Raw genomic sequence first — 10786 nt, forward strand, 5'->3', positions numbered from 1 at the left:
AGCCGGACGAGACGATCGCCCAGATCCGCGCGATCCGCGACTACGAGGCGGTGCCCTACCTGGTCCTGGCCACCAAGGCGGGCCTGGTGAAGAAGACGCCGCTGAAGGACTACGACTCCCCGCGTTCGGGCGGTGTGATCGCGATCAACCTGCGGGAGCAGGAGGACGGTTCCGACGACGAGCTGATCGGTGCCGAACTCGTCTCGTCCGACGACGATCTGCTGCTGATCAGCAAGAAGGCGCAGTCGATCAGGTTCACGGCGACCGACGACACACTCCGTCCCATGGGCCGCGCGACCTCGGGTGTCAAGGGCATGAGTTTCCGTGAGGGGGACGAGCTGCTCTCGATGAATGTTGTTCGACCCGGTACGTTCGTGTTCACTGCCACAGACGGCGGGTACGCGAAGCGGACCGCCGTCGACGAGTACCGCGTCCAGGGTCGCGGCGGCCTCGGTATCAAGGCTGCCAAGATTGTCGAGGACCGCGGCACCCTCGTCGGCGCGCTGGTGGTCGAGGAGACGGATGAGATCCTCGCCATCACGCTGTCGGGTGGTGTGATTCGTACGCGAGTCAACGAGATCAGGGAAACCGGCCGTGACACCATGGGCGTCCAACTGATCAATCTGGGCAAGCGCGATGCCGTGGTCGGCATCGCCCGTAACGCCGAGGCTGGACGCGAGGCGGAGGAAGTCGACGGCGACGTGGCCGTGGACGAGACCGCAGACGGGGACGCGACCGCCGGCACGGACGAGGGTGAGGCGCCCTCGTCCGAGTAGCACGAGGAGTGAGTCAGCGTGAGCGGAGCCACGGGCGCCGGACCGGCCGGTACCAACAGGGGAACGGACGGCGGCGGCCGTGGCTCCGCCGCGCGGGCGGCCGATCCGCACACGACCAATCTCAAAGCGATCAAGGCGCCCGTCAAGGACGCCTCCTCGTCCAGCAGGCAGGGATCCCAGGGGGGAACCGTGACGGACACCCGAGGCCCGCAGCAGGCCGCGCCCGACCAGGGCGCCGCCGCTCAGACGGCCTCACCGCTGCCGGGGGAACGGCAGCCGCAGCAGCAGGCGGGCCCGTACCACCCGCCGCAGGCCTACCCGGCGCAGGCCGGTACGGCGGCCGGTCAGACCGGCGCGGTACGACGTCCCCGCACGGGGGCGCGCACCACCCCGCGCGTGCGCAAGGCGCGTCTGCGGGTGTCGAAGGCCGACCCGTGGTCGGTGATGAAGGTCAGCTTCCTGCTCTCCATCGCGCTCGGCATCTGCACGATCGTCGCGTCCGCGGTGCTGTGGATGGTCATGGACGCCATGGGCGTGTTCTCGACGGTCGGCAGCACGATCTCCGAGGCGACCGGCTCCAACGAGTCGAACGGCTTCGACCTCCAGTCGTTCCTGTCGCTGCCCAACGTCCTGATGTTCACGACGATCATCGCGGTCATCGACGTCGTCCTGGCGACGGCGCTGGCGACGCTCGGCGCGTTCATCTACAACCTCTCCGCGGGTTTCGTGGGCGGTGTCGAGCTGACGCTGGCCGAGGACGAGTGAGCTGCTCACAGCGGTTTTCCCGGCTCGTCCGACAGCCGTCGGACAACCGATTTTGGGACTGCCCCGGTCGTGCGCTAATCTTCAGGAGTCAGCGCGCGGGACACACCCCGCAAAGCGCGGCGGGGCTATAGCTCAGTTGGTTAGAGCGCATCCCTGATAAGGATGAGGCCACAGGTTCAAATCCTGTTAGCCCCACCAGCGAAAAGACCCCCAGTCGATACCGACTGGGGGTCTTTGGCATTCATGGCTGGCATCAGCCGATGAGTGGCCCCGGTGCCTTGCTCAGAGGGACGAGATCCAGACGACGACCCCGACGGGGACAAGGGCACAGGCGAGACCGACGGCCAGGAACGTGTGGGCCAGCACCTTGAAGATCTTGTGCTTCTGGGCCCGGCACGCCGCGAAGCAGGTGAAGCTGATGATGGCGAGGCACGGCAGGGTGATGAAGACGAATCCCAGTGCCGCCATGTTTCCCTCCCCCAGATGATCCGCCCGGCCCGCAGCGGAAAACTACAGCAGCCGCTGCGGCGGTGTTGCGGTGGCTGGCCCCCGTGCGGTGCCGCACACGGCGAAGAAGACCCCGGTCGGATGTCGACCGGGGTCTTCTGGTGTCGGCTCGGGCCGTGGTGCTGTACGCGAGTTCGCCAGGACTCGGGGAAGCGGTGACGGCACGAGGAAGGGCGGGAGGGGCCCCGCGATCAGCGCTGGAGGGGGATGTGGCCGGTGGCGGGTTCCTCGCGGGGGGACGTCGTGTCGTCGGAGCAGCCCGAGGAGTCGGACTCCGTCGTCGTGTCCGAGAGCGGACGGTGCCGGCAGCTGGGAGACTTGCCGTGGGCCTCGGCGTGGATGCGTTGTTTCATCGTGGGGGGCAGGGCCCTGAGCAGTGACCAGGACCAGAGGGGCGTCGTCGGCGCCGGCGCGTTCGGGGTGCTGCTGTCGCTGTTGCTGTTGCGCGTCTCGTCGCTCTGCGGTACAGCCGCGGAAGCGGTCGTGGCGGCGGCGGTGGTGATGAGTCCGAGCGCCGTGCACAGCGCGAGGAAGGCGGTGACGACGGCGTTCCACAGCTTCATGACCTTGTTCCGGGCCATGGCCCCTCACTTTCGGGTTGGGCGATTTGCGTACTTTCCTCATGATGTGTATGAGGTTCGCGAAGTGGTGGACCGACGCCCGTGGCGCGTGGATGTTCAGATGAACACCACTCGGATGGGTGCATGAGCGAGGAAAAGATGCGAAGGTGGCGGAAAAGCCGTCAAAGTGACCGTCCGTACGGATGTGATCACCCTCCGGCCGGATCGCCGTACTCCGCTTCTACTGCGCCGTGCCGGACGGCAGTTGAAGGGGCCGACGCAGGTCACCGATCGGTATCGACCGGTGTGTATAGTCGGGCGGCAGAGGTCCCCTACGTCAAGGAAAGACGAGGTCGCGCGGTGAAGAAGCTTCTCCTGGTCGCACTGGCCGCCATCGGCGGGCTCCTCGTGTACCGCCAGATCCAGGCGGATCGCGCCGAGCAGGATCTGTGGACGGAGGCGACTGACTCCGTGCCCACGGGTTCGTGAGTACCGACATCCGACGCTGAACAGACCCCGGCCGCCCACGCGGTCGGGGTTTTGTGTGGGGCGGGGACGTGTCGGCGGGCCTCGCCCGCGGGGCAGGATGGGTGCGGTGCGACGTCCGGGCGACGACGAGGGGTGGCGCGTGAGGGGACGGCGGGGTACGGCCCGGGCCGGGCGCGGCGGACGCGCGGGCGTGGTGACGCTCGCGTCCGTGATGGTGCTGGGACCGGCCGGTGTGCTGCCGGGGCAGGTGGCCGTCGCGGAGGAGGCCGCCGAAGGCGCCGGGGCCTACGCCTTCGCCGGGGACGCGCGGAGGGTCGACGGCGCCGCGAGCACCGCGGAATCCGTGCCACTGGAACCCGGCCGGACCTACCGGAGCACCCTCCCGGCGAGCGGCACGGTCTACTACCGCCTCGAACTCGACGGCACCACGAGCGCTTACGCCTCCGCCACCGTCGTACCCCCGGCCGGCCGCACCGCCTCCGTCATCGACGGGGTCAAGGTGTCCGTGCAGGACGGTGAGGGACGCTCCTGCGACGTGGACACGGCGAGCTTCGGTACCGCTGGCAGCCGGCATCCGGTCGCCGCGTGGGCCATGCGGGAGATCTCCCCCAGGAGATCCCTCTGCCAGGAGGCCGGGACGTACTACCTGAGCGTCGAACGCGTCGACCCGGACGGGGCGGGCTCCTCCCCCGGCCCCTGGGAGACGGAGCTCACCGTGGTGTCGGAGCCCCCTGGGGAGAAGGCCGGTGCGACGAGTGCGCCGAAGGAGTGGAACTCCGCCCCGCCCCAGCCCCTCCCGGGGAAGCCCGAACGGCGCTCCGGAGGCGCGGGCTTCGCCCGGGCCGCCCCCGTCGGCCAGGGAGTCTGGAGGGACGACATCCGCCCCGGCCAGACACTCTTCTACAAGGTCCCCGTCGACTGGGGCCGGCAGCTCTACGCCACCGCCGAACTGGGTGGTTCGGGCACGGGCGGCAGCGGCTACACCGCCGCCGCGCTGGACCTGGACCTCTACAACCCCGTACGCGGTCACGTCGTGGACGTGGGCGTCGGCTACGACGGCGGCCAGGAGGCGCAGAGCCTCGCGCCCCTCCCGCCGGTCGCGTACGTCAATCGGTACGCCGCCGTACGGCAGGTCGGGGCGATGCGGTTCGCCGGCTCCTACTACCTCGTCGCGCACCTCTCGGCCGCGGTGGCGGACGACTTCGGCGACGGACCCGTTCCGCTGACGCTGCGGGTGCGGCTGAGCGGTGCGGCACAGGACGGGCCCGGATACGCGGGGGAGTCCGTGCCGCCGGACGTCTTCACGGTCACGGAGGAGGACCGGGAGGCTGCGGCCGAGGGCGAGGACACGGGCGACGACGCCGCCTTCCGGGCGCTCGCGGTGGGCGGCATCGGCACCGGCACGGCACTGCTGGCGGGGCTCGGTGTGTGGACGCTGGCGGCTCGGCGGCGGGCCGTGCCGTAGACCGTGGGCATTTCGGTGGGCGGCACGGGCAGCGGCGGTCAGATGCGCGTGAGGGCCCAGAACCCCACGGCGTAGCAGGCCAGGGCCAGGAGCAGCAGGGGGACGACCACCTTTGCCGGAGGGCCGGGGCGGCGGCCGCGCCGACGGTGGGTCCGTGGGGTGGTGGATCCGCGCTGTGGCAGCGCTCCGCTCGGAGGCGGGGCCTGAGAGGGCTGGGCGGTGTATTCCGCGGTGGAGGCGTCGGGATACGCGGTCGGCCCTGGCAGGGGGGAGCGCAGCCGTTGAGTGAGGTCGTGGGGGGAGGCGAAGGGGCCGGGGCCGGCGGGCTGGTGCTGTGCCTGCTGTGCCTGCTGTACCGGCACCCGGGGGGCCTGTTCGGGGGGCGGCGGCGGGGTGGGCACGGGGGAGGAGGTGATCGTGGCCCGGGGCGGCGGCAGAGGGAAGCTTCCGGTGTCCGACATGCCGGGCGACCGGGGGGAGTCGCCGGACGCGGTGCCTAGACGCGGATCGGTGGGTGCCGCGCCCTCGCCCCTGTCCGGGCCCGCACCGAGCGCTCCCGGGCCGGTTCCGGCACCGGCGCCCGCTGTCGTGGCCGGCCGGACGGATCCAGGGCCGGTCGTGTCGTCGGAGGCGTCCGCACCACCCGTGTCCCGGACGGGCCCGGCACCGGCGTCGGGCGGCGGAGAGACCCGCTCGGCCTCCGGGGCCGTACGCCCCGTGCCCGAAGCCCGCTTCAGCGGACCGTCGGTGGCGAACCCCGGCGGCAGTGGACCCAGCTGGTCGAAGATCTCGACCAGTTCGTCGTCGGGGCCGGGTTCCGGAAGAAGCTCCGCGGCAGCCGCGAGAGCCTTGCGCGCCCCCGTGGCCGTACGGAACCGCGCCTGCGGATCCGGCTGGAGCAACGAGGCCACCACCTGCCACAGCGGCTCGGGGATGCCCTGGGGCGCGCCGGGTGTCCCGTGGTCGGCGAAGTGCTGGATGAGGGCCTTGGCGTCCGGTTTGGCGCCCTCCAGCAGGTACAGCGCCACCAGGCCTACGGCGAAGAGGTCGGCGGGGAAGTCCGGTTCGGAGCCCATCAGCTGCTCCGGCGCGAGATAACCCGGCGTGCCCACCACCAGGTTGGTCTCGGTCAGCCGGGGCTCACCCAGCCGCATCGCGATGCCGAAGTCCGACAGCCGCAGCCGCGGCCTGCCCGTGCCGGTGGCCTCCAGGAGCACGTTGGCGGGCTTGATGTCGCGGTGCACGACGTCCTCCGCGTGCACCGCGGAGAGCCCCGCCAGCAGCTGGTCGAGCAGGGTGCAGACGAAGGCCGGCGGCAGCGGACCGTAGTCGCCGACCAGGTGGACCAGCGAACCGCCGGCGACCAGGTCCATGGTGAACAGGACCTTGTCGTCGTCGGCGGCCCAGCTGGTGGGCGCCAGGACATGGGGGTGATCGATCCGCAGCGCCTGCTCGCGCACGAAACGGAGCAGGGAGTGGGCGTCGCTCTGCAGCAGGACCTTGGCGGCCACATAACGGCGGCGGCGGTGGTCCCAGGCGCGCCAGACGGCACCGACACCCCCGCGCCCGATCGGATCGACCAGTTCGTACCGGCCGGCGAAGACCTCACCCATCGCTGTGCGTCGCCCCTCCCCCTGCGGTGTCCCCCGTCTTCCGCGCGTCCCCGGCAGCCGAACCCCTCCGGCGGCCGGGCGGGGAATCAGTTCTGGTGGGACTGGTAGTGCGTGACCGCGTCGGAGGTGCGGCCCGCGCCGTAGACCCGGAGGAACTCTGCCAGTTCGGGGTGCGTGGGGGCGAGGGTGTCGGCGGCCTCGATGATGTCGCCGGCGGCGGCCACCGAGCGCAGCAGGGACTGGATCTCACGGACCACCCGCTTGACCGTGGGCGCCCCCGAACTGCTCGTCGTCTGCGTGGTGTTGCTGAGCACCGAGCCCCCCTGCGACTTCTTGATCTCGTCCATGCGCTCGGTGGCCTCGGCCGCGCTCACACTGCCGTCCGCGACCTGCCCCGCCAGGTCCTGCAGCAGCTGCACCCGCTGCACCACGGCGGGATTTCCGATCTTCGCCCGCTGGCCGCTCATCAGCTGCGACAGCATCGGTGCGGACAGCCCCAGAACTCCCGCGAGACGAGCCTGGTTGAGGCCCAGGTCGTCTATGAGCCTGCGGAAGAGCGCCCCCAGCGGCTCCCCGTACCAGTTCCGCTGCAGTTCCCGCGCTCTCGCGGTGGCTTCCTGCTGTGCGGCGTCCATTGCGTCTCCCCATCGCTTCCCCAAGAACCGCGGTTCGCTGTAGCGAACCACGTCCGAGCATCTTACGGAGAGTGGTTGGTCACGGGGACCCCCAATCTTTTTGCGGAATCCCCGGGGGGACCCGGTACTCTGGTCCCGGGCGCCCACCGGGATGTGGTTCTTGCAGGTGGACGCTTTCCTCCGGGGCCTTAGCTCAGTTGGTAGAGCGCTGTCTTTGCATGGCAGATGTCAGGGGTTCGACTCCCCTAGGCTCCACATTCGGACCCCTCCCACCTGCGGAAACGCGGTGGGAGGGGTCTCTCGTTTCACGTGAAACGGCGCGGTGGGGCAGAAGACGCTCAAGTCTTCTGCCCCACCGCGCCGTTGGTGTCCTCGCGCGTCAGGCCTGGTCGTCGCGCCGGGCGGCCTCCTCCTCGGCCTCCTTGACCTCGACCTCCGGGTCCAGCGTGGCCCCGCTGCTGCCGTCCACCGACGTCAGCTTGGCCGACTCCGACGACACGTCCGTCGCGGCCGGAGGCTCCACCAGCCAGTCCGGGTTGGCCTGCTTGTCCCACCACTTCCAGGCGGCGAAGGCGCCGCCCGCCACGGCACCCAGAATCAGGACCGCCCTCGCGGCACGGCCGGCCTTCGCCCGCCGCCGCTGCTTGCGGGCCAGCTTCTGGATCTGCTGCACCGAAACCTGGCCGCGCAGCGCGGCCAGCGCGGCCGCCCCACGGGCCGCTGCCTCGTCCCGCGCGGGACCGGCGGCGGCCACCGCCTGCTCGATCCTCGGACGGGAGTAGTCCGCCGCCTGCCGGGCGGCCTTCCGGGTGCGGTCGGCGGCCTGGTGGGCGGCCTGGTCGACCTTCGGCGGCACATGCGTCCGGGCCTGCTCCAGATAGGGCTGCACATGGGCGCCGTACTGGACGCGAGCATGACCGGCGGCCTGCGTCACCACGGGCGCGAGCCGTACGCGGGCCTCCTGTGCGTAGTGTGCGGCCCTGACCTTGGCCGTGTCGGCGTAGGGCGCCACCACTTCCGCGGCGTGCAGCACGCTGTCCTTCGCCGAACCGGTCGCGGCGCGCACGCTGTCGATGCGGGTCACGGGTTCCTCCTCCTCGGTGGCGTACGGTATTTCGACTTTCCACCCTTTTACGGATCATGCCTGCCGGGTCACCGCGCGGCATGCGCGGACGGGCATCCGGGTGCCGATGAACTCGATCGATGGTGATATCAACTGCAATAGCGGATGAATCCGGGGCAACGGGAGCTTGTCGTCGACAATGCCACGGATCGCCGCCTTGCGCCCCCGGCACGGGACCACTCACTCGTTTTTCCGCAAGCGGAACGGCCTGGTTGCCCACCTGTGAACGGAGGCCGGGCGACTGCGCGCTCCGTCCGTGCGAGGATCAGGGAGTCACGGAAAGACAACGGAAGGCACATCGTGGCTGAGCAGCTCAACGCCACCCTGAAGACCAATCACGGCGACATCCAGGTCCGGCTCTTCCCGAACCAGGCGCCGATCACGGTCAAGAACTTCGTCGAGCTCGCCAAGGGCGAGCGGGAGTGGACCCACCCGCAGACCGGTGCGAAGTCCACGGACAAGCTCTACGACGGAACGGTCTTCCACCGGGTGATCAGCGGCTTCATGATCCAGGGCGGAGACCCGCTGGGCAACGGCACCGGTGGTCCCGGCTACCAGTTCGAGGACGAGTTCCACCCGGACCTGCGCTTCGACAAGCCCTACCTGCTGGCGATGGCCAACGCCGGCCCGGGCACCAACGGCTCGCAGTTCTTCATCACCGTCGCCCCGACGGCCTGGCTGAACCGCAAGCACACCATCTTCGGCGAGGTCGCCGACGCCGCCAGCCAGAAGGTCATCGACGCCATCGCGTCCGCGCCGACCAACCCGCGCACCGACCGTCCGGTGAACGACGTCGTGATCGAGTCGGTCGAGATCCACGAGGGCTGAGCACCTCGTCCCCCGGCGAGCGAAAGCCCTCGAAGGGAACCAATCGCCCCGCTCATCCGTAAGGATGGGCGGGGCGGGGCTTTTCCACACGACCTAGGGGATCCCATGGACGACCAGGCTTCCGGCAGCCCGCAGGACGCCCGGCGCGTCCCCGTCTGCTATCGCCACCCGGACCGCGAGACCGGCATCCGCTGCACCCGGTGCGAGCGGCCGATCTGCCCCGAGTGCATGGTCGACGCCTCGGTCGGGTTCCAGTGCCCGGAGTGCGTCCGCGGCGGCTCGGGTACGGGACACGCGCCGACGGCCTCCATGCCCCGCACGATCGCCGGCGGAGCCGTCGTCGCCGACCCCCGCCTGCTGACCAAGATCCTCCTCGGGATCAACCTCGCGGTGTTCATCGCCGTGCAGGTCCGGCCGTCCCTCCTGGATCCCCTCGTGCTGGTCGGCGTCTGGCCGCCCGCGCCGTTCATGCCCATCGAGGGGGTGGCCGAGGGCGAGTGGTACCGCCTGGTCACCTCGGTGTTCACGCACGAGGAGATCTGGCACGCCGGCTTCAACATGCTCGGCCTGTGGTGGCTCGGCGGACCGCTGGAGCAGGCTCTGGGGCGCGCTCGCTATCTCGCGCTCTACCTGATCTCCGGCCTGGCGGGCAGCGCGCTGACCTATCTGCTGGCCGCGGGGAGCACGGCCTCGCTCGGTGCGTCCGGCGCGATCTTCGGCCTCTTCGGCGCGACCGCCGTACTGATGCGCCGGCTCAACCAGGACATGCGTCCGGTCATCGCCCTGCTGGTGATCAATGTGATCATCACGTTCGGCTGGAGCAACATCGCCTGGCAGGCCCACCTGGGCGGGTTCGCCGCCGGTGTCGTGATCGGGTACGCCATGGTGCACGCCCCGCGGGAGCGGCGGGTGCTGGTGCAGTACGGCACGTGTGCGCTGGTGCTGGCCGTGGTCGTCCTGATGACCCTGCTGAGGACGGCGCAGCTCACCTGAGCACCGAGTTTGTCCACAGTCGGTGGCGGATCTTGTGCACAGGGTGCAGGAGGGGCTGTCTGCCGGGTGATGGGCCGGCGTTTCCACAGGTCAGACGATGTGCGAACAGATTTTCGGTTACCGGTGTTTCTGTCATACCGGCGTCAGCGTCCCGAAAGTTATCCACAGATTGGGTCTCCTATCCACATGTGGACAAGGGCTGTGGATAACTCAGAGGACAACCCTGCCCAGAGCTGTTCAACAGCTCTGGGCAGGAGAGCGCTCACCGTGCGGTGAGCGTTACTTCCACTGGGTGGAGACGCCGAACCCGGCGGCGATGAACCCGAAGCCCACCACGATGTTCCAGTTGCCCAGGGCGTCGATGGGCAGCGAGCCGTCGGTGACGTAGAAGACGACGATCCAGGCCAGCCCGATGAGGAACAGGGCCAGCATCACCGGCGCGACCCAGGCGCGGTTGGTCAGCTTGATCGCGGTCGTCTGCTTCGCCTGCGGCGGCGTGTAGTCGGCCTTCTTGCGGATACGTGACTTCGGCACGAGGGTCTCTCCTGTCGATGCGCTGCGTGGCCGCGCAGGGAACTGGGTCGGGCTCGGGGCAGCGTACAAGGGGACTCTGGGCGCTCCCCCGGGCGTCCGTTAGCGTAGTGCTTCCGCGGCGTCGAAGGAGATAAGGGTACGTTGAGCAATTCTGCCGACTTTCCCGGGAAGGAATCCAGTCCTGCCCGCCGACGCCGTCCGAGGCCCGTGCGGATCCTCACCGCGGGCGTCTTCGCTCTGGCGGGACTCCTCTTCTTCACCAGCTTCGACACGGCCAAGGGCACCAACATCCGCACGGATGCCTCGCTGCTCAAGCTCTCCGACCTGATCCACGAGCGCAGCCGCAAGAACGGCGAGCTGGAGGAGACCAACGGCGCGTTGCGCGATGACGTGGACTCCCTCGCCGAGCGTGACGACGGCAGCACCAAGGCGGAGGACGACAAGCTCGCCGTACTGGAGGAACGCGCCGGTACGCAGAAGCTCAAGGGCGAGGCGATC

At 69.9% G+C, this 10786-nt stretch carries 12 protein-coding genes, 2 tRNA genes and 1 pseudogene; 9 read left to right on the plus strand and 6 right to left on the minus strand.

The genetic code is table 11. The features are described 5' to 3' along the window. The 3 genes from KUM38_RS04720 to KUM38_RS04730 form a co-directional block, all read left to right on the plus strand. Window positions 1-776, plus strand: a 776-nt coding sequence (locus KUM38_RS04720; protein ID WP_302181167.1) for a DNA gyrase C-terminal beta-propeller domain-containing protein, incomplete at its 5' end; no start/stop codon positions are given. 18 nt (window positions 777-794) lie between these two features. Continuing rightward, window positions 795-1541 carry a DUF3566 domain-containing protein gene (locus tag KUM38_RS04725; protein WP_217128005.1) on the plus strand — a complete coding sequence of 249 codons (747 nt, stop codon included), beginning with the start codon at window positions 795-797 and terminating at the stop codon, window positions 1539-1541. 121 nt (window positions 1542-1662) lie between these two features. Beyond that, a tRNA-Ile gene (locus KUM38_RS04730) sits at window positions 1663-1739 on the plus strand. 84 nt (window positions 1740-1823) lie between these two features. Here the strand turns inward: KUM38_RS04730 and KUM38_RS04735 are convergent. Together KUM38_RS04735 and KUM38_RS04740 are read right to left on the minus strand one after the other, a co-directional pair. Further along, window positions 1824-2009: a hypothetical protein gene (locus KUM38_RS04735; protein WP_217128006.1), complete on the minus strand. Its 186-nt coding sequence runs from the start codon at window positions 2007-2009 to the stop codon at window positions 1824-1826. A 230-nt stretch (window positions 2010-2239) separates the two neighbouring features. Next, on the minus strand, window positions 2240-2629 hold the full coding sequence (locus KUM38_RS04740) for a DUF6344 domain-containing protein (protein ID WP_217128007.1): 390 nt from the start codon (window positions 2627-2629) through the stop codon (window positions 2240-2242). Window positions 2630-2968: 339 nt separating this feature from the next. Between KUM38_RS04740 and KUM38_RS04745 the strand changes: the two genes are divergently transcribed. Both KUM38_RS04745 and KUM38_RS04750 read left to right on the plus strand, forming a co-directional pair. Beyond that, complete coding sequence (locus KUM38_RS04745; protein WP_003999697.1) at window positions 2969-3097, plus strand: DLW-39 family protein; 129 nt, start codon at window positions 2969-2971, stop codon at window positions 3095-3097. Window positions 3098-3236: 139 nt separating this feature from the next. After that, window positions 3237-4562 carry a hypothetical protein gene (locus tag KUM38_RS04750; RefSeq protein WP_308408899.1) on the plus strand — a complete coding sequence of 442 codons (1326 nt, stop codon included), beginning with the start codon at window positions 3237-3239 and terminating at the stop codon, window positions 4560-4562. A gap of 38 nt (window positions 4563-4600) precedes the next feature. On the opposite strand, the gene KUM38_RS04755 is transcribed toward KUM38_RS04750, so the two are convergent. Further along, a complete protein-coding gene (locus KUM38_RS04755) occupies window positions 4601-6175 on the minus strand; it encodes a serine/threonine-protein kinase (protein ID WP_217128009.1) in 1575 nt (524 codons plus the stop codon). Window positions 6176-6261: 86 nt separating this feature from the next. Then, complete coding sequence (locus tag KUM38_RS04760) at window positions 6262-6810, minus strand: DNA-binding protein (protein WP_217128010.1); 549 nt, start codon at window positions 6808-6810, stop codon at window positions 6262-6264. 182 nt (window positions 6811-6992) lie between these two features. Between KUM38_RS04760 and KUM38_RS04765 the strand changes: the two genes are divergently transcribed. Further along, a tRNA-Ala gene (locus tag KUM38_RS04765) sits at window positions 6993-7065 on the plus strand. 124 nt (window positions 7066-7189) lie between these two features. Here KUM38_RS04765 and KUM38_RS04770 read toward each other — a convergent pair. Next, window positions 7190-7894: a DUF5324 family protein gene (locus KUM38_RS04770; protein WP_217128011.1), complete on the minus strand. Its 705-nt coding sequence runs from the start codon at window positions 7892-7894 to the stop codon at window positions 7190-7192. A 339-nt stretch (window positions 7895-8233) separates the two neighbouring features. On the opposite strand from KUM38_RS04770, the gene KUM38_RS04775 reads away from it, so the two are divergent. Beyond that, window positions 8234-8761 (plus strand): peptidylprolyl isomerase, encoded by a 528-nt coding sequence (locus tag KUM38_RS04775; protein ID WP_217128012.1) that lies wholly within the window; start codon window positions 8234-8236, stop codon window positions 8759-8761. 105 nt (window positions 8762-8866) lie between these two features. Continuing rightward, entirely contained in the window at window positions 8867-9754 is an 888-nt protein-coding gene (locus tag KUM38_RS04780; protein ID WP_217128013.1) for a rhomboid family intramembrane serine protease, read from the plus strand. Between the two features lie 279 nt (window positions 9755-10033). Here the strand turns inward: KUM38_RS04780 and crgA are convergent, their stop codons facing one another. Then, window positions 10034-10288, minus strand: a complete 255-nt coding sequence (gene crgA, locus KUM38_RS04785; RefSeq protein WP_217128014.1) for a cell division protein CrgA — start codon at window positions 10286-10288, stop codon at window positions 10034-10036. Window positions 10289-10429: 141 nt separating this feature from the next. On the opposite strand from crgA, the pseudogene KUM38_RS04790 reads away from it, so the two are divergent. After that, window positions 10430-10786 (plus strand): annotated as a pseudogene (locus tag KUM38_RS04790) (hypothetical protein); the annotation flags it as partial.

The organism is Streptomyces sp. AC558_RSS880 (assembly GCF_019049255.1).
Taxonomy (GTDB): Bacteria; Actinomycetota; Actinomycetes; order Streptomycetales; family Streptomycetaceae; genus Streptomyces.

Bases quoted from the DNA above. Each gene is read 5' to 3' on its own strand.
- KUM38_RS04735 (WP_217128006.1), bottom strand. From the start codon at position 2,009: ATGGCGGCACTGGGATTCGTCTTCATCACCCTGCCGTGCCTCGCCATC.
- KUM38_RS04740 (WP_217128007.1), bottom strand. From the start codon at position 2,629: ATGGCCCGGAACAAGGTCATGAAGCTGTGGAACGCCGTCGTCACCGCC.
- KUM38_RS04755 (WP_217128009.1), bottom strand. From the start codon at position 6,175: ATGGGTGAGGTCTTCGCCGGCCGGTACGAACTGGTCGATCCGATCGGG.
- KUM38_RS04760 (WP_217128010.1), bottom strand. From the start codon at position 6,810: ATGGACGCCGCACAGCAGGAAGCCACCGCGAGAGCGCGGGAACTGCAG.
- KUM38_RS04780 (WP_217128013.1), top strand. From the start codon at position 8,867: ATGGACGACCAGGCTTCCGGCAGCCCGCAGGACGCCCGGCGCGTCCCC.